The sequence below is a fragment of the Rhizobium sp. CG4 genome (genome assembly GCF_023701965.1).
Taxonomy (GTDB): domain Bacteria; phylum Pseudomonadota; class Alphaproteobacteria; order Rhizobiales; family Rhizobiaceae; genus Agrobacterium.
Map to the genome: position 1 here is coordinate 96,087 of NZ_JABAEG010000008.1, position 20,073 is coordinate 116,159.

Here is a 20,073-nt window from a genome sequence, read left to right on the forward strand (position 1 = left end):
TTCACCCGCTGATAGCAGGGTATGATCGGAGCATGACATGACTAAAATCGCACTGGCCATACATGGTGGTTGTGGCGTGCTGCCACAGGATAGCATGACGGCGCAGGAATGGGCTGAGGCGCGGCTGGATCTAGGACATGCCTTGCGTGCCGGCTACGCCGTGCTGAAGGCGGGTGGACGGTCGGTTGACGCTGTTGAAGCTGCCGTCGTCGTGATGGAAGACAGCCCGCACTTTAATGCCGGGCATGGCGCGGCACTCAACGAACATGGCCTACATGAACTCGATGCGTCGATCATGGATGGGCAGACGCTGGAAGCTGGAGCGATCAGTGCTTCGCGCGTCATTCGCAATCCGATCAGCGCGGCCCGCGTGCTGATGGAAGACGGTCGCGCCGTTTTCCTGACCGGTCCTGCGGCTGACACCTTTGCTGGAGAAAAGGGTCTGGCCGTTGAACCACAGTCCTACTTCACAACCCCGAAACGCGTTGAGGCCCTGAGAGCGATGAAGGCCCATGCGGCTGCTGGAACTGAAGCAACCGAAAACGAAAAACACGGCACCGTCGGCGCCGTGGCACTGGACGCTGACGGGCATTTGGCCGCCGCCACATCAACAGGTGGTTACACCAACAAACCGGATGGCCGTGTGGGCGATAGTCCAGTTATCGGTGCGGGCACCTATGCCCGCGATGGTGCCTGCGCTGTTTCTGGTACCGGCAAGGGCGAATTTTTTATTCGCTACGTGGTTGGTCATGAAGTGGCGGCGCGCGTGTCTTATCTAGGGCAGGACCTTGAAACCGCAGCCGGTGGACTGATAAACGACGATCTCGCCGCTCACGATATTGGCGCCGGATTGGTTGCTGTTGATGCCACAGGCAATGTGACTGCACCATACAACACGCCGGGCATGTTTCGTGGCTGGGTGACAACGGAAGGCAAGGCCTTTGTTGCCACGCATGAAGAAGTTTATGAGATTACATTGTAAGGACGCTGTGAATGACTGCTGATCTCGTACGTGTGCCCGTATTTGACGGCCACAATGATATCTTGTCCCGCTTGATGCGTGAGGGTGTCGAAGGGGCTGAACAGCGCTTTCTGCAAGGGCAGAACAATGTCCATATCGACATTCCACGCGCTCGTGAAGGCGGTCTGGTCGGCGGGCTTTGTGCCATCTACGTTCCATCACCTGCGGGCGGTCTTGATGCCAATGGTGATCTGCCACGTGTAGAACTGCACAGTGCGATCGACCAGACGATCAGTCAGGCGGCACTCCTCGGGCGGATAGAGGCGCAGTCAGAGGGTGCTTTCACCATCTGCCGGACAGCTGCAGATATCCGCAAGGCCATGGAAAAAGGCAGCTTCGCCGCGGTGTTCCATATCGAAGGCATCGAGGCCGCAGGCCCAGACCTTGATATCGTCCACGTTCTCCACGCAGCAGGCCTGCGGACGCTCGGACCTGTCTGGAGCCGGCCAAACATATTTGCACACGGCGTTCCTTTCCGCTTCGGTCACGACCCCGATATCGGACCTGGTCTGACGGACGCTGGACGTGATCTCATTCGCCTCTGCAATCGTCTAAAGATCATGGTCGATCTTTCGCACATGAATGATGCCGGTTTCCGTGATATCGCAAAAATTTCCGATGCGCCGCTTGTTGCGTCTCATTCAAACGCATTTGCCGTTTGCCCGCACAGCCGCAATGCCACTGACTGGCAGCTTTCGGCCATTCGTGAGACCGGTGGTCTGATCGGCCTGAATTTCGGCGTCAAATTCCTGCATCCGGAAGGTAAGGCCGACCCGAATATGGATATTTCCGTGATGGTGCGGCACATCGACTATCTGGTCGAACATGTCGGTATCGATCACGTCGCATTGGGGTCTGACTTTGACGGTACGTTGATCTCACAGAAGATTGGTGACGCCACGGGCCTGCCGCGCCTGCTGACCGCATTGCGTGATGCCGGTTATGACGAGGAAAGCCTTGTCAAAATTGCGCATGGCAACTGGATTGCGTTGCTCGAACGGACTTGGGGCGCTTGATCCTGCCCTTTTAGCAGGTGTGTCCAATATTCATGTCCCGCACGATAATGTCGTGCGGGATTTTTTGTTTATTACGCTCAGGCAAAAATACGTTTGAAACGCGATGCCGCAAGGGCTGCGATATGCTGCGAGGTTGGTCTACCCGATATGATATCAGCGACGATGCGCCCACTGGCCGGGCCTGTTGCCAGACCGACATGGCCGTGCCCGAATGCATAAATGATGTCACTGGTAGCAGAGGACGGGCCAATGACCGGCAGTCCGTCCGGCGTTGATGGGCGATGCCCCATCCACCAGTCGATACGGTTTTCATCAAAGGCTTTTGTAAGAGCTGGATAGGCACGTTTGGCGTGGCCAAGCAGAATGTCGGCGCGGCTCTTGTCTGGTGACGTGGCTGTACTTGCCAATTCCACCTGCCCGGCAATGCGAAGACCCGCCAATGTCGGGTTGTTTCCCATTTTCCCATCACCAGGCATGATAGGCATAGCACCCGTTACGACGTCATGCGGAATGACAACGTGATAACCGCGCTCGCTTTCCAGCGAAACCTTGTCACCGGCTTCGGCAGCCAGTGTCTTGGAGTGGATGCCAGCGGCGATCACCGCTCGATCGCAGGCGATGCTGCCGGCGTCTGTTTTCACACCTTTCAAGCGACCAGCCGATATATCAAAACCGATTGCCTTGCCATTTACCCTGACGGCCCCGAGCGCAACTGCATGGTCAACGAGGGAGCCGACATATCCACCGGGATCGATGCAATGCCCACCCTGTTTTACCAGCACGCCGAAAGAGTAGGCTTTTGACAGTGCCGGTTCCAACCGATGCAATTCGTCAGATGAAAGCTCGCGGTAAACTACGCCATTGTCGCGGCGCAAACGCCATGCAAGCGCTTCTGCTTCAAACCGCGACCTGTCTGGATATGTGTAGATAAGTCCTTTGCGGACAATCAGATCAGAACGACCAGCCTCCTTGGCAAGCGCTTCATGTCGTGCCGGTGCGTCATGCAGCAGCGATGACAGAATGCGGGCTGTTCGCTCGACTTTGGCAATGGTGGCGCCAGCCGATACGAAGCGCAAAAGCCATGGCGCCAGACGCAGGATATGGCGCCAGCGAATAATCAGCGGGCCGTTGGGGTCAGAGATGAGGCCGGGTACTTTTTTCCACAGGCCGGGCATCGACATGGGGATAATCGAGGCGGGGCTCAACCAGCCGCTATTTCCATAACTTGATGCCTGACGCCCGCCCGGCTGTTCCGGTTCGATGATGGAGACCGAATGCCCATCTCTCAGCAATTCAATAGCGGTTGCTGCACCAACAATGCCTGCACCGATAACGACGACATGCGAGGTCATTCCTGGAACGCCTCCTTGCGCACCGAGCCGAATTTCGGCAGCACGATCAATGCCAGGACGACAACGGCGGCCACCAGAAGACCAGCAGAGATTGGCTTGTCGACAAAAATGCTGAGACTACCGCGTGACAGGAACATGGCGCGACGGAAGTTTTCCTCCAGCATCGGTCCGAGAATAAGGCCCATGACCAACGGCGCAGCGTCGCAATCCAGCTTGGTGAAGATATATCCGAGAATGCTGAAGATCGCCAAAAGCCACAGGTCGAACACCGAGTTACCAAGCGAAAACGCACCGATGGCACAGAACACGATAATCGCAGGATAGAGGTATTGGAACGGCAACGTCAGCAGTTTTGTCCAGATTCCGATCAGTGGGAGGTTCAAGACCAGCAGCATGAAGTTGCCGACCCACATGGAGACTATAACGCCCCAGAAGATTTGCGGGTGATCGCTGATAAGGGTCGGGCCCGGTGCGATGCCCTGCATGATAAGCGCACCGAACATCAGTGCCATCACGGCATTTGCCGGAAGACCAAGCGTCAGAAGTGGTACGAAGGATGTTTGCGCACCCGCATTGTTGGCGCTTTCAGGTGCGGCAACACCCTCGATAGCGCCGTTACCGAACCCTTCCGGTGGTTTGGCAACACGTTTTTCAATCGCGTACGCGGCAAAGGCTGCAAGCAGTGCGCCACTACCGGGGAGTAGACCAAGCAGAGAGCCAATACCCGTGCCGCGCAAGATCGGAGCGGCCATGCGGCGCCAATCCTCACGCGATGGCAACATGGAAAAGAATGGTGCCTTGATCGCGGTTCGGTTTTCTGTGTGTTCAAGGTCCTTGATCAGTTCGCCTATGCCGAAGAGGCCCATGGCGACCACCACGAAGTTCACGCCTGTTGCCAGCTCTTCATAGCCCAGCATGAAACGCGGTGCAGCCGTCTGCACATCCTGCCCGATCATGCCGATCAGAATGCCGGTGAATACCATCGCAAGAGCTTTGGGCAACGATCCGCGCGCAAGAACGATTGAGGCGATAAGGCCGAGGATCATCAGTGAGAAATATTCAGCCGGACCAAAAAGCAGACCAACTTCAGCCAGCGCTGGTGCAAACATTGCCAGCAGCAACGTCGCAACCGTACCGGCAAAGAACGAACCAATGGCAGCCGTCGCCAAAGCCACACCAGCGCGGCCTTTCCGGGCCATCTTGTAACCATCAATGGCTGTGACCACCGATGATGCTTCGCCCGGCAGGTTCAAAAGGATTGCCGTGGTCGAGCCACCATATTGCGCGCCGTAATAGATGCCCGCCAGCATGATCAGCGATGTCACCGGTTCGAGACCGATGGTGAATGGCAGAAGGATCGACATGGTCGCCGCAGGTCCAAGGCCGGGCAAAACGCCGACCAGTGTGCCGAGCAAGGCGCCAATCAGACACCAGAAAAGGTTGACCGGCATGATAGCCTGATCAAGACCGAGGAGAAGAGCGTTGATTGTTTCCATTGGTCTTTCCTCAGTAACCGAACCACGGACCGATAATGCGTACCGGCATGCCCAAACCTAGGATGAATGCGGCACTGCACGCCGCACCCAGACACAGGCCGTATAGCCCCATGGCAATTGGTCGAAACGGACGCGAAGCGAAGGATGCAATCAGACTGCAAAGCGCGACGGATATAAGCAGGCCAGCGCCGCGAACCGTAAGGCCGAATATCACGATCGATGCGATGATGATGACGACGCGCGAAGGATTGACGCGCAAGGCTTCACCAGCCGTGCCCATCCTGATGCCTTTCAACGCAACGATCACCCCCATGATGATAACGCCAACTGCGACCATCGCTGGAAAGCCACCGGGGCCAATTCTGCGCAGTGTGCCAAACGACAAATCGAGGCTGCCAATCAGAAACAGACTGCCGATCAATATGAACAGCAGACCTGAGAGTAATTCGGTGTTCAGACGTGAGGACATTATCTTACCTCGTTTTTTCTGGTGGTCTTGCGCAGATCTGGGACCAGATCCGCCGGTCGGTAAGCACGGACTGGTGGTGCGATACCGTCAAAACGTGCTATTTCGACGAGGCACGAATTGGGGCTTGGCCCCTGTGCCAGACGTGAGGTGCCGTGATCAGCCGTGAGGACATTCGGGTTGCCGTTTAATTCTAGTGAACCGGCAACGGAAGGCTCGGACGGGTCAAACCATGCGCCAGTTGCGAGTTGCACGACCCCTTCCATCACAGCGTCCGTTATCGAAACGCTCGCAAGGCATGCCCCGCGTGGGCTCGTGATCGTGACTGTGTCGCCATCTGCCAGATTTCGTTTGGCGGCATCTTTCGGGTGGATGCGCACCGGTTGACGACCTGAAGCCTTAGTACGACGCGACGGTTTGGCATGGTCCCACTGACTATGCAGCTTGTCATGCGGCTGGCATGACAAAAGATGAAGTGGGAACTGCTTCGCAACCGGTGATCCCAGCCACTCCTTCGGTTCGAACCATGCCGGATGTCCGGGGCAATCATCATAAGCAAAGCTGGCAATTGTCTGTGAGCCCAGTTCAATGCGGCCTGACGGTGTGCGGAGTGGATGCGCCTGCGGATCGGCTCTGAAATCTGCAAGCAGCGCGCGTTCCGGGGACTGTGCTGCCACTTCAACGATGCCGGTATTCTGGAATGTCTGGATATCCGGCATGCTGATGCCACGTGTGGCGGCGTTCACGCATGCTTGCCCATACAGGCGCTCAAGCCACTGGTCCTCGCTCAGGCCCTCAGTAAACTCAGCCTCAACTCCCAATCGGACAGCAATGCGCCGCAGGATTTCGTGGTCGGTCACAATGCCCTCAGGCGGCGCTGCAAGACTCGAAGACCAGCCGATAAAGCTGTCGCGACCGCTGGCGATGACGTCATTGCGTTCCATGAACGTCGAGGCCGGAAAAACGATATCCGCATGGCGCGCATGTGCGTTCCACCAGTGCTCATGCGCAATGATCGTGTCAGGCTTTTGCCAAGCTTCGACAAGACGGTTGAGGTCCTGGTGATGATGGAATGGATTGCCGCCAGCCCAATAGACAAGCTTGATATCCGGATATGTACGGCGGGTGCCATCATGGTCGTATTCGGTGCCGGGATTAAGCAGCATGTCTGCAATACGGGCGACCGGAATGTAGTCGGTGATTGGGTTTTTGCCCTGAGGCAGGGATGGCCAGTTGATCGGCGATGCGGGCTGGCCGATGCTGCCGACTGATGCGTAACCGAAACCGAAACCCTGACCAGGCAAACCAATGCCACCCAACAGACTTGCGAGCGCAATTGCTGCCCAATAGGGCTGCTCGCCGTAATCGGCGCGTTGCAGCGACCACGACATCATGATGAAGGTCTTTTTTCTGGCCATCATCCGCGCCAGATCGGAAATCACTGCTGCATCTACATCGGTTATCGTGCTGGCCCAGACGGCATTCTTTACGATGCCATCCTGCTCACCCATCAGATAGGCGCGAAATGTCTCAAAGCCTTCTGTGTAGCTTGCAAGGAAATCCTGGTCGTGCAAATCCTCGGCGATCAGCGTGTGGGCCAATGCCAGCAGCAATGCCGTGTCGGTACCGGGTCTAAGTGGCTGCCACTCGGCAGATAATTCGGCTTCTGTATCATCGCGCACCGGCGAGATATTCAGCAAACGTGCACCGGAATCCCGGCAGGCAAGAAGTGCACTGCGTGCGGTATGGCGTGTGATGCCACCGGCATTAACCTGCGCATTGCGCAACGGGGTGCCGCCAAACATCACAATAAATTCGGAATGCCCGGCGATCTGTTCCCACGGCGTATGGCCGCTGACAAGGCCGTTCAGATTGCCGATGACATGCGGAAGAATGACTTCACCCGCTGCGTAACTGTATGTCTGAACTGAGCGAACCGAGCCGCCCGCCATGTTGAAGAAACGCTTGAGCTGGCTCTGCGCATGATGGAAACGTCCTGCACTCGACCAGCCGTAGGAACCTGAAAAAATCGCGCCATTGCCGTAGGTTTGCCGGACACGGCTTATCTCCGAGGCGACGAGGTCAAGAGCCTCGTCCCAGGATACTTCGACGAATGGCTCGGCGCCCCGTCGACCATGATCCGTTCCTGGGCCATGTTCGAGATAGGAGCGCCGTATTGCGGGCCTAAGGATACGCGATGGCGACAGCCGGTCTTGCGTCAGTTCCGTGCCGAACATGGCCGGATCCGGATCTTCACGAAAAGGCTTCAGGTCTCCCGACTTGCTGTCATGTTCGTAAAAACCCCAATGGCTCCCGACAAGATTCCGCTGTCGGGAGGGCTCCGAAAAATCCGTATTTTTCATTGGGTTTACCGGAGCCTTGCTCATTTTACTCGACCTTGATGCCAGCCGAATCTACGATTTCGCCATAACGCTTGGTTTCGTCGACAACGAAAGCCTTCAGGTCTGCACTGTTCTTATACATCGGCTCGAAACCGAACACAGTGAGTTTTTCCTTGAACTTGTCGGAGTTGACGACCTTGGACACTGCGGCGTCGAGGTATTCGGTAGCCTTCGGATCAAGGTTCTTCGGCGCCCACACGCCGTACCAGGACACCATGTCCAGTGGCTGCATGCCACTTTCTTCAACGGTCGGGATTTCTGGAGCAAGAGCCGAACGCTTGAGGCTGGTAACAGCCAGAGCCTTCAGGCGACCTGCCTTGACGTGTGGCAGCGACGACAGCATGGGGTCAGCCATCAGCTGAACCTGACCACCCATCAGATCGGTAAGAGCCGGACCTGCGCCCTTATAGGTCACGACATCAGTATCAACGCCAGCCTGTGCCTTCAGCACTTCGACGGCAAGGTGGCCAGCAGAGCCGTAGCTCGATGTTGCGAAGTTGAAACCTTCTGGATCAGCCTTCACTTCTTCAAAGAATTCCTTGAGAGTGTTGGCTTTTGTGGATGTCGGTGTAACGACCAGCAGCGGACCTGCGGCGATACCGGCGATGTGGGTGAAGTCGTTGAGGACGTCAAACGGCACGTTCTTGTTGATCAGCGGCGTGACCACATGGATCGATGCATTGAGAAGCAGCGTGTAGCCATCCGGCTCTGCCTTGGCGACTTCTGCGGAGCCAACAACACCACCTGCACCACCGGCACGGTTATCAACGACAAATGTCTTGCCTGTTGATTCAGACAGTTCAGCGGCAAGCACGCGGGCTACACCGTCAACGGCGCCGCCTGGTGGATATGGCACAACGATGCTGATTGCGCGTGCAGGGAATTCCTGTGCAACGGCAACGCCACCGGAGATGGCAGCGAGCGATGCGGCAAGAAGCAATGATCGAATATTTTTCATGTCTGGTGGCTCCTTCTGAATTCAGGATACAGATGTACGTTCGCCGCGGAAATGCGCAGCGTTAAACAGTGCGGTGGCTTGTCAGCTACCGTAGAATGGGATGTGCCGAAACCCTAGTAGGTTCCGGGGTATTGACCTCCGTCAACGAGCAGGTTTTGCGCGGTAACAAAACCGGCCTTCGTTGAACACAGGAATGCAATATAAGCACCGATCTCGTCCGGATCGCCGTAACGACCGGCCGGGTTCTGTGAGGCGCGTTCTTTCCAAATGTCATCGAATGGGCGGCCACTTTGCTCTGCCAGTACTCTGACATGCTCGCGCTGGCCATCCGAGGCAATAATGCCGGGAAGAACATTGTTGATCGTCACATTGTGACTGACGGTCTGGCGCGCCAGGCCAGCGACAAAGCCGACCAAGCCAGAACGCGCAGCATTCGATAGGCCAAGTTCTGGCTGTGCGATCTTGACGCTGCGCGATACGATATTGACGATGCGACCGAAACCCCGGTCCATCATGCCATCGACAGTCAGACGTATCATGTCGATCGGCGTCAGCATCATGCGGTCCATGCCGCGCAGCCAATCTTCGCGTTTCCAGTTGCGAAAATCGCCAGGCAATTCCCCATCGGCATTGTTGACCAGAATATCCGGGTTGGGGCATGCCGCGAGCGCGGCTTGCCGTCCTTCAGCACTTGTTATGTCGGACGCAACGGTCGTGACGCGGGCGCCGGTCTTGGAGCGGATTTCCGCAGCCGTTTCCTCAAGCGTTTCAGCAGTGCGGGCAACAATCGTCAAATCCACATTTTCATGTGCAAGCGTCATCGCGGCTGCTTTACCCATGCCACGGCTTGCACCGGTGACGAGAGCTTTTCTGCCAGAAATCCCGAGGTCCATCTGTCTCTCCTTAGGCGGCGAGAGCTGCGGTGTTGATCTTCCAGCCGTACACCTTGTCGAGGCCAAGTTCCTGCACGATGCGAACGCCGCGTGCCAGTGCTTCACCTTCGAGGCCAGTCAGCGGGCGGCGCAGTTCACCGGCAGGCAGACCAACAGCCTTCATCAGCGACTTTACGGCAACCGGGTTGATGGCCGAGTAGTTGTAGTGCAGCAGCGGCAGCAGGCGCAGGTAATTGTCACGGAAACCTTCTGCTTCAGTGTAGCTGGTCCATGGACGCGACATGACGGCCACTTCAGCAGGCGCAATGTTGCCACCCATGTTGGCGGTGCCGTGGCCGCCGAGGCTCATTGTCGGAACGACGAGGCCGAGGTTGGGGCTATCGCAGCACATGACAGAAACGTCTGGGCGTGCCGCGAGAACCTGGGCAACCTGACCAACACGTGCCGTCGATTCCTTGTGAATGACGTAGTTCGGGTGCTTGAAGATGCGCAGCAGGTGGTCCCAATGCAGGTCGCTCTTCACGCGTGGCGGGTTGTTGTAAAGGCCAAGTGGCAGGTCTGTTGCATCAGCAATTTCAAGGAAGTAACGCTCGATGTCAGCTTCCGGTGCGCAGATATAGGCCGGCGCCGCGAGGATCGCGCCATCGGCACCGTTATCCTTGGCGAACTTGACGTTGTCGATTGTTGTGTCGGTGTTGTTGCCCGTGCAGCCAAAGAAAATTGGCATCTTCTCGGACTTCATCTTGGACGTCTCGACGATGATCTTGCGCTTTTCGTCCTGCGACAGCATCGACACTTCACCGGTCGAGCCCATGATGAGGACGGCAGAGGTGCCATTGGCCTCATGGAACTGCAGCAGTTCACGGAATGCGCCGATATCGACAGCGCCAGAGCGATCAAATGGCGTGATAAGCGCGACGAAAGAACCGGTAATTTTCTTGGCTGCTGCGGACATTGAGGCTGCTCCATCGGAGAATAAACAATGTTTCAAACATAGTTTTAATTCCAATTCAGTCAACGACTATAAATGGTCAAAATGCCCATGAATGCAGCATGGTTTGCTCAATATATTATCAGAAATAGAAAACTATTCCGATTGAGAGAGAGCTGCGTCTTTTTGCTTGGTTTTGACAGCTGGCGCCAGGAATCCGGCGCAGACGAACGCAGTCAGTTGCGCGATGATCTGTTCATCATCGTCAGTGTCACAAAGGCCGCCGGACAAGTTCTTGAGACGGTAGGTTGCGTGGTCTGAATCCGTCAACACCTGCATGACAGAGCCGATTGAAAAATTGTAGCGCCAAAAGATGTCGCGGCGCTCGAGCGAAGGTACAGCGTGCCCGAAGGCATCGATAAAACGAAACACCGCCGGGTCGACACGGCGCAGGAAAAACCGTGTGGTGATTTCTCTTGGACGTGAGCGAACCTGCTGGATCATTCGGATCAGCGGACGATCACCAACGGCGTCGCGGCTGAACTGCACCATCGGGCGCACCAGCGCCTCCGCAACATCCTGCAGTGTTGGCAGGTTTGGATGCGCCGATTTCTGACAGGCCTCCAGTGCGGCGATACGCGCAGTGGTATAAGGCTCCATCATGATACTCAGCACTTCGCTGATCAGCTCATCCTTGGAGCCGAAGTAATAGTTGATGGCGGCGACATTAACGTCGGCGCGCAAAGTGATTTCGCGCACGGTAGCCAGATCGAAGCCCTGTTCGATGAAAACGGCGCGTGCTGCGGCGATAATACGCTCGCGCGGATCCTCGGCACGCTCGACCGGCCCATTGGATGACGCTGGAGTCTTGGCTTTTTTTGCCATCTGTTTTGGCTCTCTCGTTCCGTCTGGCACCCGGAATCGGAATTGCCCACTCTATTGAATGCTCTGTAGCATGTTACAACAAATAGGTGCGACCCCCATAATTTGACGAAAAATCTGTGTCGCGCACAGATTTGGGGCAAGTTGTTATCTTGTCCGTATCTCGGGTGCAGGTACGATCGACTTGTTACGAATGCGCGATGCCGTCCTGTAGTCACGCGGCGTCAAGCCCGTCTCCATGCGGAAATAACGGTTGAAGTTGGACAGGTTATTGAAGCCTGCTTCAAAGCAGATGTCTGTAATCGGCATCTCGGTTTCGGCAAGCAAGGTGCGGGCGCGCCAGACACGCACCGAGCGAATATAGGTTGAGAAGGTCATGCCGGTCAGCCGTCTGAATGCGCGGGAAAATGCCGAAGGGTCTAGCCCCACAGTCTCGGCAACCTCATGCATCTGTGTATCCGGTCTGGATTGTAAAATCTGAATTGCCTGGTCAATGCGGCGATGGCGTTTGTCGGATAGCTCGCCATAGAGCGATATGAAATGTTCTGTCGCCAACGCGCGCTTGCGCGGTGCAGCTTCAATGGCATTCAGAATTTCCAGAAACAATCCAAGACCAACGGCACCCTTGTGGTCATTTAACTCAACAATCATCTCACCAATATCAATGGCTTCCGGACCCAGAATCTCTATGCCTCTGCGAGACATCGGTTTCAGACGGTGCAGCACGTCGAGTTCCGGGCAGATAGCGCGTGCCTGCATCAACGTATCCGCATCGAATTGCAAAACGAGGTCACGACCCGGCAGGTTTGGGGCGCCGGGGGTGATCCAGTTATGCGGCAGGTTGGTCCCGGTCAGAACAAGGTGACCCGGTTTGAACGGACCGACATAATCGCCGACATAGGCAAAGCCTGCTGCATCAGAGATGTAGTGAATTTCCCACTCCGGATGATAGTTCCAGATACAGATTGGGTTGGGATAATCATCCCGCCGGATGAGGTAGGACATGTTGTCCGGAAGGATGATTTGTTCGCGCGTCGCGGTGTAGGTATCTGACACCGAGTGGGGAAAATCTGATGATATACGCATGTGTATCTCTCATCATTGGCTTAATAATGTCAAAATAGTATCAGTTAACGGTAAAAAGCCAACTAGTTCCCAACCAATGTTTTTCGAAAATAGGTGCGTGGGCTGTACAGGAGTGCAGCTTCTGAGGGAGGAAATCATGTTTAAGACTTTACTCCGCACTGGTTGTGCGGCGATTGCGCTTTTTGCTGCGTCCAACACTTTTGCTGCTCAGTGCAGCGCGGATGTGCGTATTCTTGCACAGCCACGTGATGGTCTGACGCTGCTGGAGGACTATGTTGATGAGTTCGAGAAGCTGTCCGGTGCAGGATTTGAAATCAGCTATCTGAATGAAAATGACCGCCGCGCCAAGTCGCAGGCCGATGCATCGACTGTTGGTAGCTTCAACGTTTATTACGTTGATGAGGCAAACCTTGCGCTCTTTGCATCTTCTGGCTGGATTGTACCGCTTGATGGCCTTTATCCGGCTGAATATGACTACAACGACTTCGACGCAGGTATGCGCGCTGCTGCGTCCTATGACGGCAAGCAGTGGTTTGCACCGGTACAGGGGGGCGGCGACCTGATGGTTTACCGCACAGACCTGCTTGAAAAGGCTGGCATCCAGCCACCAAAGACATGGGACGAATATCTCGCCGCTGTGAAAAAACTGCATGATCCGGCGAATGGTATCTACGGTACAGCACTGCGTGGTCAGCGCGGTTCGGGTGCCAATGTCTGGCGCTGGATGCCACTGTTCAAGGCCAATGGCGGTGAATGGTTCAAGGATGGTCAGCCTGCATTCAACTCCGAAGCAGCTGTAAAGGCCACGCAGACATATCTTGATCTGTTCAAATATTCCGCTCCAGGCACTCAGACCGGTTCGTGGGATGAATCCACCGGCGCCTTCCGCGCTGGCAAGGTTGCTATCCTGGTAGAATCCGCACCACTTGGCGGCATGTCCGTCGACAAGGCGCAGAGCCAGGTTGCCGACAAGGTTGCATTCTCCGTTCCACCATCTCCACTGCCAGGCGCTGGTTATGCGCATGGTTTCGCAGTGGCCTCCAAGGCAAATGCGACGGATGAGGAAAAGGCTTGCGCCGGTCTGTTCGTTGCATGGGCGACCTCCAAGGAACAGGAAGCTCGCCGTCTCGCTGCCGGTCAGCCGGGTGAGTTGACCAGAACCAGCACCTACCAGAGTGCAGAATATGCCAAGACATTCGGTCAGAACCTTTCTGACGCGATGGCAGAGACCGGCAAGCACACGCAGGTGACGTTCTGGCAGGATGCTCGCTGGCAGGAGCTGGGCAATCAGTGGGGCATCATGCTTGAAGAGCTGATCACCGGCAGCCGCACCGACATCAAGGGCACTCTGGACGAACTTGAAGCCTTCGCCCGCAAGCTCTGATGCTGCATAATCAAAAACAGGGCGCGCTTTCATGCGCGCCCATCTTTTCAGCCTAGGATCTGCTGTGATGCGACGCGGACGTTCACTGCCCTATGTATTTCTGGGGCCGACCCTTTTGATCCTGGTCGTGCTGGCACTGGTGCCCACGGTCTATGCGGTCAATATTTCTTTGCAGAACCGGACACTTTCCCAACCGGTGGCCGACTACATCTGGTTTGCAAATTACATTGCTCTCTTTTCGGATGCGCGTTTTCTCAATGCCCTCTGGGTATCGGTAAAATGGGAAGTCATCAGCGTCAGCTTGACCATGTTGACAGGCATCGGACTTGGTATTGCGATGTTTGAAGCTGCTGGACCGCGCATGCGCAATGTGCTGTGTCTGCTTTTCATCATTCCGGTTTTGCTGCCGCGCGTTTGTGCTGCATTCGTCTGGAAATTCGGCTTTCATCCGCTTTACGGTGCGTTGACCTGGCCGGTGCGTGAATTGACGGGCAGCACCCCGGATATTCTCTCGACACCTTGGGGTGCCCTTCTGGCTGTTGCCTTCGTTGATGTTTGGCAATGGGGATTGTTCTTCGCGGTTATCATCTTGAAGCTGCTGGAATCTCTGCCGCCGCAACCGCTGGAAGCTGCGCGCATTGACAAGGCAAGTCGTTGGGAAATTCACCGCTTCGTGACATTACCGATGTTGAAGGCGCCATTGATCAGTCTTCTGCTGGTGAAGGCGATTGAAAGCCTGCGCTCTTTCGATCTCGTCTACGTCATGACCCGTGGTGGTCCGGGCATTTCAACCGAAACGCTCGATATGTACGCCTATTCGCAAGGCTTTATTGAATCCGGTAAGATTTCCTATGCGTCTTCAATGGCGGTCATCATGATGGTGCTGACAGTCGTAACCTTTACCTTTACCTGGAAGAGGTTGAACCGATGAAGATTTCCACCATTCTCCTTCGGCTGGTGCTGGTCGTTGCTGCGGCGTTTGTCGTCCTGCCGCTTCTCTGGACGCTACTGAATGCGTTCAAAACCAATGCGGATCTGCTGGTCAGTACACCAAAGGTGTTTTTCCAGCCGGTCTGGGACAATATGAGTTACGTGTTGAACCGTCGTTCGGTGGCACGGGCCTTGACCAACTCGGTCATTATCTGCTCGTCCGCCGTGGTGATCGGTGCCATCATTGGCGTTCCCGCGGCCTATGTTATCGCCCGTTTCAAGAACCGACTGACCGCAGAAGCGCAGTTCTTTGTTCTGTCGCTGCGTTTCCTGCCGCCTGTCGCGATTGCTATTCCGATGCTGGTGATCTGGCTTGGCCTTGGTCTTTACGATTCACGCCTGTCGCTGATCGTAACCTATCTGATCGTTACGGCGTCGATTACGATCTGGTTGTCCGTTCCTGCCTTTGAGCGTGTGAGCATTCACGTCGAAGAAGCGGCCCGGGTTGATGGGCTTGGGCCTTATGCAACATTCTTCCGCGTGGCATTGCCAATCGCTCGGTTCCAGATTTTCGGCGCGATCGCCTTTTCTTTCGTGCTCGTCTGGAACGAGTTCCTTCTGGCCATGATGCTGACCACATCAAACGCGAAAACTTTGCCAATCATCGCATCCGAAATGTCCCAACTCGGCATGAATGTGCCCTGGGGTATTCTAAACGCAGCCGTCGTTCTTTTGTCCCTGCCCCCTCTTATCCTGCTTGGATTGCTGGCGGGCGGTCTGAATGCCGCATTCTCGAAAAAACAAAATCAGGGTTGATTATTCAATGAAAGCACTTGTCCTGGAACGCGTTGGCGAATTGAACCTGCGCGATATCGATCTGCCCCAGACCATGGGACCGGATGACGTCCGTATCCGCCTGCATACGGTTGGTGTGTGCGGCAGCGATGTGCACTACTACACACATGGTCGTATTGGTGATTTCGTGGTCAACGAGCCAATGGTGCTCGGTCATGAAGCTGCCGGTACGGTCATCGAGGCTGGTGCCAATGTCACCCATCTCAAAGTCGGGGACCGTGTCTGCATGGAGCCTGGCATTCCTGACCCGATCTCGCGCGCCTCGCGTCTCGGTATCTATAACGTCGACCCTGCCGTTACATTCTGGGCCACACCACCTGTTCACGGCATTCTTTGCCCTGAGACCGTGCATCCCGCCGGTTTCACTTACAATCTGGCTGACAATGTTTCCTTCGCGGAAGGTGCGATGGTCGAGCCTTTTGCTGTTGGTATGCAGGCAGCTGCCCGCGCCCACATCACGCCCGGCGATACAGCCGTCGTCATGGGCTGCGGCACCATCGGCATCATGGTTGCTCTGGCGGCACTGGCTGGCGGTTGCTCGCGCGTATTGATTTCGGATTTGTCCGAAACCAAGCTGAAATTGGCGGAGACCTACGAAGGCATCACCGGCATCAATCTGCGCGAAACAGATATTGTCAGCGCCGTGAATGAGGCGACAGAAAATTGGGGCGCAGACATCGTGTTTGAGTGCTCCGGTGCACCTGCTGCCATAAGGGACCTGTTCAAGGTCGTGCGTCCGGGCGGCACTGTCGTTCTGGTTGGTTTGCCACCGGAGCCGGTTCCTTTCGATATCGCTGCTGCCTGCGCCCGTGAGTGCCGTATTGAGACCGTGTTCCGCTACGCAAACGTCTTTGACCGTGCGCTGGCGCTGATTGCTGCTGGCAAGGTCAATCTCAAGCCGCTCGTTTCGGACACATATAATTTCGATCAATCGATTGCCGCTTTTGAGCGGGCTGCCGAAGGGCGCCCTGAAGATGTGAAGCTGCAAATCGTGCTGGATAAGGAAACGAGCTGATGGCTACAGTCGAATGCCGTTCCATCCGTAAGGTTTATGGTTCGCTTGAAGTCATGCGAGACTTCAACCTGTCGATCAATGACCATGAATTCGTGGTTTTCCTCGGCCCATCGGGCTGCGGAAAATCCACCATGCTTCGCATGATTGCCGGCCTGGAAGATATCTCTGGCGGCGATCTTCTCATCGGCGGTCAGCGTATGAATGACCGCGATCCCGGTGATCGTGGTATTGCCATGGTGTTCCAGAACTACGCGCTTTATCCGCATATGACTGTTCGCGAGAACATCGTATTCGGTCTTGAACGTGCGGGTGTTGCAAAGGATGCCATCAACGCACGTCTGGCACCGGTCGTCGAAGCGCTGGGTCTCAACGTCTATCTGTCGCGCAAACCGACAGAGCTCTCCGGTGGTCAGCAGCAACGCGTGGCGATTGCGCGTGCTATGATCAAGACACCGGAAGTGTTTCTGTTTGACGAGCCGCTTTCAAACCTCGACGCCAAGCTGCGCGGAAGCCTGCGAGTTGAAATCGCCCGTCTGCACCATGACCTGAAAACCACCAGCATCTATGTGACGCATGATCAGCTTGAGGCCATGACGTTGGCTGATCGCATCGTGCTGATGAAGGATGGTCATATCGAACAGATGGGTACGCCAGAGGAGATCTATCAGACGCCTGCCACATTGTTTGCAGCCGGTTTCATTGGTACGCCGAACATGAACTTCCTGGAGCTACAGGCATCAGATGGGGTTTTGGCTGGTGATACAGTCAACCTGGGCGCACCTTTCAATGTCCGCCCCGGTGCTGTGACAGTTGGTATTCGTCCTGGCGCTTTTCGCCTGAACGAAACGGCCGGAACCTTCCGTGGACAGGTTGATCGCAACGAGTTTCATGGCGAAACACGTCTGGTAACACTGAAGAATGGTCGCCATGAATTCAGCGTCGCACTTCCAGCTGAAACGCGCCTGAATGTGGGGCAAAACATCGGCTTCGACGTTGATCCTGCAAACCTGCATCTGTTCGATACGACGAGTGGACAGCGTCTGTCAGCCTGATCGATTACGCCATGTCTGGCAAGGCAGGTATTAAAACGTTTACCCCCACCCGACGTTTTGTCAGGTGGGGGTATTTTGTTACCAAGTCCGGCGCAGTGTGACGGCGAACGACCGGCCCGGATTGTAGAAGTCAGCTCCAAAACCGCCATAAGCGACGTACTTCTTGTCGAACAGATTGCTGACATTCAGATCCAGCGATGTGTTTTCCTGAATCTTGTAGTTGAACGACGCATCGAAAACGACGTTGTTTCCAGTTTTTTGCGTGTTTGCATCGTCGAAATAGTAAGATCCAATGTAACGAGCACCCAAGCCAAAAGTCATGTCGCCAATGGTGTCGTTGCCCTCGAGAGTATAATTACCCCACAACGAAGCTGAATGATTGGGTACGAATTGCAGTTCGTTGCCAATGTTCCCGCCAGTGCCATTCTCAGTGATCTCTGATTTCAGGTACGAGTAGGCTGCTGTCAAACTGAAGTTGTTTGTCACCTCTGTTTTTGCCTCAAGATCCAATCCCCGAACCCTAACTTCACCGATGGTCGACGGAAGATTTGTCACTGGGTTCGTGACAGTAATATTTGACTTGGTCAGGTCGTAAATCGCGGCAGTAAATAGACCCGGAAAATCTGTCGGTTGATATTTTACACCCAATTCAATTTGGTCGCCGCGCTCGGGTTGAACGCCTACTGTGGGTGGTGCCACCGACTCCGCGTAGCTTGCATAGGCGGCAAACGCATCAGTAAATCGATAGGTGACGCCAAAGCGCTTAGTAAGCTCACTCACGCGGTCTTCATCATTGCTAACCACTTCGGACCCTGTCCAATACGAAGTGGAGTGTTGCTTCAAATCAAGCCAATCATTTCGAAGCGCGACGGTGGCTATGAGTTTTTCGGAGAACGTCAAATCTTGTTGTGCATATATAGCCGTAGTGTATTGGCGATTTCGCGTTATTTCACCCAGAGGAACTGATGTTGGCGCGCCCGAATATATCGGGTTGGTCCAATCAATGCCGGGTGCGTCACCGAAGTTGATCTGACCATCAGAGGATAGGTTATTGTATTCGACGCCAAACAGGGTCGTACTTTCGACTGCGTCAAAGTTCGCCTCGTATTGCAGACGTGAATCAACGATGAAATTCTCATCTGATGAATCGTCTGCGAAGAATGAACGCTTAGCAGTCGTAGAGCCATTCGTTGGCGTCGACGCAATATATGCGTAACCAAAATCGGTGTTTGCTTTACTATATCGGGCATTTGTACTGAAGCTCAGACCTGAGCCAAAATCATGATCGAACATGACGCTCAAGGAGTTTCTGTTGACTCCGCGATAATTGAAATCCGGCTCGCCGAAGAAACGACTTCTGCTGAAATCCGTCCCAACAGGATGACCACCACTTCCCGGTACGCCATCAGTATTAAGATGATCGTAAACGACGGTCAGGCTGGTGACATCGGTAGGACGCCATGTAAGGCCGCCCATAAAAAACTTCTCGTCATCATTCGAGAAATCGAACTCGGCCTTTGCATTTTTGACCTTGCCCGTAATGCGATACGATAGCGTGTCGTCTTCAGTGATGTTGTCACCAAAATCGATCCCTGTTTCGGCGCGGTCGTAAGATCCCCCGGTCACATAGGCTTCGCCAAACCTTTCGTTTTTGGGTCGCTTCGTCATGTAGTTGACGGCGCCACCTGGGTCAGAAACGCCGAATGTTGCCGAGTTGGCGCCTTTTAGCACTTCTACACGTTCGTATGCGAAAGGTTCTTCACGGAGACCACCAAAGGGACGACCGATCAAAAGGCCGTCTCGATACATATAGGCATCGAAACCGCGAACCTTGAAATAATCAAACCGGTCGTCTGAGCCATAAAAATCAGTCGTGACGCCAGTGGTGTATTGCAACACTTCTTCGACGTTCTGCGCGCCACGTTGCTGGATTTCTTTTGACGTGATCACAGAAACGCTGGCAGGCGTGTTCATGATGTCCGTAGCAATCTTGCCGCCACTGGTTGTTTTGGTAGCAACAATGGATTTGCTGTCATCATCCGCGCCGGCGCCATCAATAGTAATGGTTTGCAAGACGGTATTGGAACCTGAACTGTCTGCATCTTGCGCCAGCGATGTTACCGGCGAAAAAGCGATCAGTGCCGTGCATCCAAGAAGGGCAGCATTGCGATAATGAAGACCGGACCGTTTGCCTGTGCTGCCGTTTTTTTTGCTGTGCATGTCCAAATTCCAGAGGTTGGCGTTGTTGTTGCTGGTCACCAACAGGGTGCATTTCTTAGTCCTTTGCCGAAGCGGTTCTGTGCGTCGCTTTGATGCGGAATGGCACGGACTGTG

The 20,073-nt window shown here is 55.0% G+C and carries 17 protein-coding genes; 7 read left to right on the forward strand and 10 right to left on the reverse strand.

The window, feature by feature from the left end; all coding sequences use genetic code 11:
* The first annotated feature begins 37 nt into the window (after positions 1–37).
* Positions 38–982: an isoaspartyl peptidase/L-asparaginase family protein gene (locus tag HGO37_RS20480; RefSeq protein ID WP_250984958.1), complete on the forward strand. Its 945-nt coding sequence runs from the start codon at positions 38–40 to the stop codon at positions 980–982.
* 11 nt (positions 983–993) lie between these two features.
* Complete coding sequence (locus HGO37_RS20485; RefSeq protein ID WP_250984959.1) at positions 994–2,037, forward strand: dipeptidase; 1,044 nt, start codon at positions 994–996, stop codon at positions 2,035–2,037.
* Between the two features lie 77 nt (positions 2,038–2,114).
* On the opposite strand, the gene HGO37_RS20490 is transcribed toward HGO37_RS20485, so the two are convergent.
* From HGO37_RS20490 to HGO37_RS20530, 9 genes are all read right to left on the reverse strand, one after another.
* A complete protein-coding gene (locus HGO37_RS20490) occupies positions 2,115–3,389 on the reverse strand; it encodes an NAD(P)/FAD-dependent oxidoreductase (protein WP_250984960.1) in 1,275 nt (424 codons plus the stop codon).
* A complete protein-coding gene (locus HGO37_RS20495) occupies positions 3,386–4,885 on the reverse strand; it encodes a tripartite tricarboxylate transporter permease (RefSeq protein WP_250984961.1) in 1,500 nt (499 codons plus the stop codon). The genes HGO37_RS20490 and HGO37_RS20495 overlap by 4 nt, the downstream gene beginning before the upstream one ends.
* A 10-nt stretch (positions 4,886–4,895) precedes the next feature.
* Entirely contained in the window at positions 4,896–5,354 is a 459-nt protein-coding gene (locus tag HGO37_RS20500) for a tripartite tricarboxylate transporter TctB family protein (protein ID WP_250984962.1), read from the reverse strand.
* Positions 5,354–7,714: a molybdopterin-dependent oxidoreductase gene (locus tag HGO37_RS20505; RefSeq protein WP_250984963.1), complete on the reverse strand. Its 2,361-nt coding sequence runs from the start codon at positions 7,712–7,714 to the stop codon at positions 5,354–5,356. Before HGO37_RS20505 ends, HGO37_RS20500 begins: the two co-directional genes overlap by 1 nt.
* Before the next feature lie 25 nt (positions 7,715–7,739).
* The gene (locus tag HGO37_RS20510; protein ID WP_250984964.1) at positions 7,740–8,711 is read right to left on the reverse strand and encodes a Bug family tripartite tricarboxylate transporter substrate binding protein; all 972 of its coding nucleotides are present in this window, start codon (positions 8,709–8,711) and stop codon (positions 7,740–7,742) included.
* A 113-nt stretch (positions 8,712–8,824) separates the two neighbouring features.
* Positions 8,825–9,604 carry an SDR family oxidoreductase gene (locus HGO37_RS20515; RefSeq protein ID WP_250984965.1) on the reverse strand — a complete coding sequence of 260 codons (780 nt, stop codon included), beginning with the start codon at positions 9,602–9,604 and terminating at the stop codon, positions 8,825–8,827.
* A gap of 10 nt (positions 9,605–9,614) precedes the next feature.
* Positions 9,615–10,559 carry a 4-hydroxy-tetrahydrodipicolinate synthase family protein gene (locus HGO37_RS20520; protein ID WP_250984966.1) on the reverse strand — a complete coding sequence of 315 codons (945 nt, stop codon included), beginning with the start codon at positions 10,557–10,559 and terminating at the stop codon, positions 9,615–9,617.
* A 132-nt stretch (positions 10,560–10,691) separates the two neighbouring features.
* The gene (locus HGO37_RS20525) at positions 10,692–11,420 is read right to left on the reverse strand and encodes a TetR/AcrR family transcriptional regulator (RefSeq protein ID WP_250984967.1); all 729 of its coding nucleotides are present in this window, start codon (positions 11,418–11,420) and stop codon (positions 10,692–10,694) included.
* Positions 11,421–11,564: 144 nt separating this feature from the next.
* Positions 11,565–12,503: an AraC family transcriptional regulator gene (locus HGO37_RS20530; RefSeq protein ID WP_250984968.1), complete on the reverse strand. Its 939-nt coding sequence runs from the start codon at positions 12,501–12,503 to the stop codon at positions 11,565–11,567.
* A 136-nt stretch (positions 12,504–12,639) separates the two neighbouring features.
* Here HGO37_RS20530 and HGO37_RS20535 point away from each other — a divergent pair, with 136 nt between their 5' ends.
* The 5 genes from HGO37_RS20535 to HGO37_RS20555 all read left to right on the forward strand — a co-directional run bounded on the left by HGO37_RS20535 (position 12,640) and on the right by HGO37_RS20555 (position 17,739).
* Positions 12,640–13,887, forward strand: a complete 1,248-nt coding sequence (locus HGO37_RS20535) for an ABC transporter substrate-binding protein (RefSeq protein ID WP_250984969.1) — start codon at positions 12,640–12,642, stop codon at positions 13,885–13,887.
* Between the two features lie 67 nt (positions 13,888–13,954).
* Positions 13,955–14,818: a carbohydrate ABC transporter permease gene (locus tag HGO37_RS20540; protein ID WP_192489064.1), complete on the forward strand. Its 864-nt coding sequence runs from the start codon at positions 13,955–13,957 to the stop codon at positions 14,816–14,818.
* Positions 14,815–15,633, forward strand: coding sequence for a carbohydrate ABC transporter permease (locus tag HGO37_RS20545; protein ID WP_250984970.1), 819 nt, complete (start codon positions 14,815–14,817; stop codon positions 15,631–15,633). The genes HGO37_RS20540 and HGO37_RS20545 overlap by 4 nt, the downstream gene beginning before the upstream one ends.
* Positions 15,634–15,640: 7 nt before the next feature.
* Positions 15,641–16,687 carry an NAD(P)-dependent alcohol dehydrogenase gene (locus tag HGO37_RS20550; RefSeq protein WP_250984971.1) on the forward strand — a complete coding sequence of 349 codons (1,047 nt, stop codon included), beginning with the start codon at positions 15,641–15,643 and terminating at the stop codon, positions 16,685–16,687.
* Positions 16,687–17,739, forward strand: a complete 1,053-nt coding sequence (locus tag HGO37_RS20555; RefSeq protein WP_250984972.1) for an ABC transporter ATP-binding protein — start codon at positions 16,687–16,689, stop codon at positions 17,737–17,739. The genes HGO37_RS20550 and HGO37_RS20555 overlap by 1 nt, the downstream gene beginning before the upstream one ends.
* Positions 17,740–17,817: 78 nt before the next feature.
* Here the strand turns inward: HGO37_RS20555 and HGO37_RS20560 are convergent, their stop codons facing one another.
* Entirely contained in the window at positions 17,818–19,959 is a 2,142-nt protein-coding gene (locus tag HGO37_RS20560; RefSeq protein ID WP_250985119.1) for a TonB-dependent siderophore receptor, read from the reverse strand.
* Between the last annotated feature and the right edge of the window lie 114 nt (positions 19,960–20,073).

Excerpts from the sequence above, each read along its gene's own strand:
- HGO37_RS20530 (WP_250984968.1), bottom strand. The coding sequence starts at position 12,503 with ATGCGTATATCATCAGATTTTCCCCACTCGGTGTCAGATACCTACACC.
- HGO37_RS20480 (WP_250984958.1), top strand. The coding sequence starts at position 38 with ATGACTAAAATCGCACTGGCCATACATGGTGGTTGTGGCGTGCTGCCA.
- HGO37_RS20500 (WP_250984962.1), bottom strand. The coding sequence starts at position 5,354 with ATGTCCTCACGTCTGAACACCGAATTACTCTCAGGTCTGCTGTTCATA.
- HGO37_RS20535 (WP_250984969.1), top strand. The coding sequence starts at position 12,640 with ATGTTTAAGACTTTACTCCGCACTGGTTGTGCGGCGATTGCGCTTTTT.
- HGO37_RS20505 (WP_250984963.1), bottom strand. The coding sequence starts at position 7,714 with ATGAAAAATACGGATTTTTCGGAGCCCTCCCGACAGCGGAATCTTGTC.
- HGO37_RS20510 (WP_250984964.1), bottom strand. The coding sequence starts at position 8,711 with ATGAAAAATATTCGATCATTGCTTCTTGCCGCATCGCTCGCTGCCATC.
- HGO37_RS20545 (WP_250984970.1), top strand. The coding sequence starts at position 14,815 with ATGAAGATTTCCACCATTCTCCTTCGGCTGGTGCTGGTCGTTGCTGCG.
- HGO37_RS20515 (WP_250984965.1), bottom strand. The coding sequence starts at position 9,604 with ATGGACCTCGGGATTTCTGGCAGAAAAGCTCTCGTCACCGGTGCAAGC.
- HGO37_RS20495 (WP_250984961.1), bottom strand. The coding sequence starts at position 4,885 with ATGGAAACAATCAACGCTCTTCTCCTCGGTCTTGATCAGGCTATCATG.
- HGO37_RS20540 (WP_192489064.1), top strand. The coding sequence starts at position 13,955 with ATGCGACGCGGACGTTCACTGCCCTATGTATTTCTGGGGCCGACCCTT.
- HGO37_RS20485 (WP_250984959.1), top strand. The coding sequence starts at position 994 with ATGACTGCTGATCTCGTACGTGTGCCCGTATTTGACGGCCACAATGAT.
- HGO37_RS20525 (WP_250984967.1), bottom strand. The coding sequence starts at position 11,420 with ATGGCAAAAAAAGCCAAGACTCCAGCGTCATCCAATGGGCCGGTCGAG.
- HGO37_RS20555 (WP_250984972.1), top strand. The coding sequence starts at position 16,687 with ATGGCTACAGTCGAATGCCGTTCCATCCGTAAGGTTTATGGTTCGCTT.
- HGO37_RS20550 (WP_250984971.1), top strand. The coding sequence starts at position 15,641 with ATGAAAGCACTTGTCCTGGAACGCGTTGGCGAATTGAACCTGCGCGAT.
- HGO37_RS20490 (WP_250984960.1), bottom strand. The coding sequence starts at position 3,389 with ATGACCTCGCATGTCGTCGTTATCGGTGCAGGCATTGTTGGTGCAGCA.
- HGO37_RS20520 (WP_250984966.1), bottom strand. The coding sequence starts at position 10,559 with ATGTCCGCAGCAGCCAAGAAAATTACCGGTTCTTTCGTCGCGCTTATC.
- HGO37_RS20560 (WP_250985119.1), bottom strand. The coding sequence starts at position 19,959 with ATGCACAGCAAAAAAAACGGCAGCACAGGCAAACGGTCCGGTCTTCAT.